We start from the raw sequence: 2,776 nt of genomic DNA, 5'->3' as shown, positions 1-2,776 counted from the left end.
GCGCCAGCGACACCTCGCCGACGATACGCCCGATTCGCCGGAGCCTTCGTCGGCGAGGTGTCGCTGGCGCCGGCACGGTGTCGCACGGACGTCAGGACAGCCCACGCCGCGGAGACGGCTGGTCTTGTACGTGGGAGTTGACACCGCTTGCCGCTCAGAGCGGTAAACGTCCCGTTTCGCGGCAGGACGGTCTCTGTGAGTTCCGGCCACGCCCGAGGCCCGGCGTTGGGCGTTGCCCGGCGGCACCTCGCCGTGTCACAGGAGCACGATCACAACGATCGCGATGACCAGAACAACGAGCAACAAGATGGTGACCCCAGCACGCGGCGACCGCCGTGCCGCAGCACGGTCCGCCTCGGCCGCATACCGGTCCAGCACGGACCGTGATGGCGGGCCGAGCGGGGTGACGCGGCGGGCGGCCAAAGCCCCCTTCGAGTTCCGCTCGATGTCGAACGAGACATACTCACCTTCGTCAAGGGTTTTGTAGCCATTTATCTGAATCTCCGAGTAGTGGACGAAGACATCCTGGTCACCGACCCGGATGTCGCCGTCCCTATACCCCTGCACCGTGAGGAAGCCGTAGCCCTTCTCACTGTTGAACCACTTGACCCAGCCCTCAGCCATGCACCACCTCTGCCGGCTCGCCGTGTACCGCCGTCACTGCCATGAGGCCGATCTGGCTCCGCTTCACGATGGCCCACCGCAGGGCACCGGTCCTTCAATCACGGACCGTCACAAGTCAGCACGACCCAGGCCCTGGCCCACGAACCGTTGCCCGTTCTCATCGACATCCTGGGCCCTGCGCTCGCTATGCGCTTCCCCAATCCGTCAACAACGTTGCCCGCTCCCACGAACAGAACCAGACGGTCGGCGCTCGGGCCGTGCTGGTGTTGGTGTCTGGGCAGGCGGCAGCCGCGAACGGCGCTGGCGGATCAGCCGGCCGGGGAGGGCGCGAGCAGTCGGCCACGGGTGAGGACCGCGATCTGCGACCACAGGTCGCGCTGCCCGCTGCCGCAGCGGCGGACAGCCACCGCGGCGGCCACCAGCGCCTCGATGGCGTGGGCCAGCGGGTCGCCGCGGCCCGCGCCGGGCAGGGCCTCCGGGTCGAGGGCGACGACGGCCTGGACGCCGATGAGCCGCGGCTGCCCGGCGGCGATCTGCCGGTGGCCGTGCCCGCGTACCGCGCCGACCAGTGCCTGGCACAGGAAGCGCGTCGCGTCCGCGCGGAGAAGCAGCAGGCCGACACCGAGCACGACATGCGTGCGGCGGCAAGCGGTGCACCGGGCGCGGTCCGGCCGCACCGTGAGCAGGCCGGCGTCGAGGTCACGGACGGTCCGGGGCCGGGCCTGGCCCCAAGGCTTCAGCGCGGCGCCGCAGCCTGGGCACCGCAGCATCCGACGAGCCAGGGCCTGCCGAGCCACCGCCGCGTCCACGACTCGATCCCTGCGTCAGGCGGTCGGCGATCTGCGGCAGCGCGGCGGGGTGGGTGGTCGCGAAGTCGAGATCCTGGCTGGGACGATGGACGATGCCGTGCGCCTGGACCGCGTAGCCGCCCATGAGGGCGAGCCCGTAGGGACGGCCAGGTCGAGAATGCCGACGAGGAGCCGACGGTGGTGCGCGGGCAAACCGGCAGCCCCTGGTTCACGCGGCAGCCCGGCCGGCGCCCGGACGCAACGGGGGGGGGAAGGCGTCCTCCCACGCCGTGCGGACGCCGCGGCCGACCATTTTCCGCAGCCGGGGCCAGTGCGAGGTCAGCAGGCCGCCGTCCAGGAACTGGAGGTAGTCCTCGCGCAGGTTTGTGGTCAGGACGATCCGGTACATGCCCAGGAGCAGCTTGTCGTCGTCCAGATCGAAGGTGCGCAGCCCCGACCAGGCGAGATGCAAAGGCAGATCCACCAGGCCGCGGGTGGGACCGGTCAGCTCCGTGAGGCTCGACGGCAACTGGCCGCAGGCGGGACCCCAACGGGACGGCGTGGACGCGTCGCGCTCTGCAGTATGCCGGTGCCCGGGGCCGAACGAATCCATAGCACAACGATAGTGGGTCACGACTCCCGGGCCAGACCCAGGAGCAGCACAGCAGGAGTGAACTGCCGGCCGTAACGCCCGGGCACCGCTCACCACACCCAAAAGACCCTCAGCAGGACGGAACAACCCCAGCTGACCTGCCGATTCGCCAGATACCGTCACCGCCGCGCTCTCGAAGAAGAACGAGAAACCCGGTGAATCCGCAACCCGAACCCCCTCACACACCGCGCCGCGGTGAGAGCCTGTGTCTGAACTGCTGATGTGGATCTGTAGGCGGGTCCAGCCTGGCGGTGTGTCCGGGTTCGTCGGGCCGCCGCTGCAGCGGTGCCCCGAGCCCTTCACCTCGCTGCTGCCGGCCTGCCTCGGCCAGCGCCCGAACACCATGACCGCCACCAACCCCGACGCCCGCTGGCTGTTCCTCGGCCGCCGGGCCGGGCAGCCCATGACTTCGGACACCCTCGAACTCCGGTTCCGTCGTCTGGGCCTCCCCAGCCAGCGGGGACGCACCCCGGCCAGCCGTCACCTCGTCCTCCAGGCACCTGCACCCGTGATCGCCCGCATGCTCGACTACCGCGACGACACCACCACCCAACTCGCTGCCGAGAGTGGAGGGACCTCGCGGCACTATGCCCCGGCGATCACTCACGGTGAGATCAAGCCTTCATGGGTCAGGGAATGCGCGACTCTTGGTTACGAGAGGTCCGCCAGTTGACCGAGGCCGGACTATGCGAGGTCGCCAGTTCCGACCGGG

The 2,776-nt window shown here is 69.8% G+C and carries 3 protein-coding genes and 1 pseudogene; 1 reads left to right on the top strand and 3 read right to left on the bottom strand.

From position 1 onward, the window contains the following. Positions 1-426: 426 nt before the first annotated feature. The 3 genes and pseudogenes from JHN63_RS53680 to JHN63_RS49740 all read right to left on the bottom strand — a co-directional run. A pseudogene (locus JHN63_RS53680) lies at positions 427-624 on the bottom strand (cold-shock protein); the annotation flags it as partial. 308 nt (positions 625-932) lie between these two features. Continuing rightward, positions 933-1,433, bottom strand: a complete 501-nt coding sequence (locus tag JHN63_RS49745; RefSeq protein WP_200691734.1) for a hypothetical protein — start codon at positions 1,431-1,433, stop codon at positions 933-935. Between the two features lie 208 nt (positions 1,434-1,641). Further along, complete coding sequence (locus tag JHN63_RS49740) at positions 1,642-2,025, bottom strand: hypothetical protein (protein WP_234478899.1); 384 nt, start codon at positions 2,023-2,025, stop codon at positions 1,642-1,644. A gap of 292 nt (positions 2,026-2,317) precedes the next feature. Between JHN63_RS49740 and JHN63_RS49735 the strand changes: the two genes are divergently transcribed. Further along, positions 2,318-2,737 carry a hypothetical protein gene (locus JHN63_RS49735; protein ID WP_200691733.1) on the top strand — a complete coding sequence of 140 codons (420 nt, stop codon included), beginning with the start codon at positions 2,318-2,320 and terminating at the stop codon, positions 2,735-2,737. The last annotated feature ends 39 nt before the right edge of the window (positions 2,738-2,776 follow it).

Origin of the sequence: Streptomyces sp. MBT65 (assembly GCF_016612545.1) — a bacterium.
GTDB lineage: Bacteria > Actinomycetota > Actinomycetes > Streptomycetales > Streptomycetaceae > Streptomyces.
The sequence above is the reverse complement of the archived record's forward strand: the minus strand, read 5'-3'. Positions and strand labels throughout refer to the sequence as shown.

Excerpts from the sequence above, each read along its gene's own strand:
- JHN63_RS49740 (WP_234478899.1), bottom strand. The coding sequence starts at position 2,025 with ATGGATTCGTTCGGCCCCGGGCACCGGCATACTGCAGAGCGCGACGCG.